The organism is Lacinutrix salivirga, from assembly GCF_053604675.1.
The window spans coordinates 1-346 of the sequence record NZ_JBSHNP010000068.1 but is presented as its reverse complement, the minus strand read 5'-3'; the positions used below and the strand labels follow the sequence as shown (position 1 = coordinate 346).

General features: G+C 37.3%; 1 protein-coding gene. It reads right to left on the bottom strand.

Going from position 1 to position 346, the window contains the following annotated elements; all coding sequences use genetic code 11:
* The coding region (locus tag ACVC5O_RS02720; protein WP_452219929.1) for a DUF7507 domain-containing protein at positions 1-346 on the bottom strand (346 nt) is incomplete at both ends.

Below are 346 nucleotides of genomic sequence, written 5' to 3'. Positions count from 1 at the left end.
TCACCATCAAGAGTAAGTGTTGCAGTAATATCACCACCTAATAAATCATCAGTAATGGTGATGGTGTTTACAGATACATCACCAGTATTAGTTACTGTAAATGTATAATCTATAACAGTACCAGCAGTCACACACTCTTCGCCATTAGGCAATTCTGCAGATTTTACAATAGCAATACTAGCAGTAGTACAAATCGTAACCTCAGGATTATCTTGATCGATGATATAGGTATCTGTAGCTTCAACAGGATCAGTTCCGTTAGGTTCTAAACCAGCAGCAGTAACGTTATTGGTAATGTTTCCATTATCAATATCCGTTTGTGTTGCAGTGTATGATGCACCAGTAA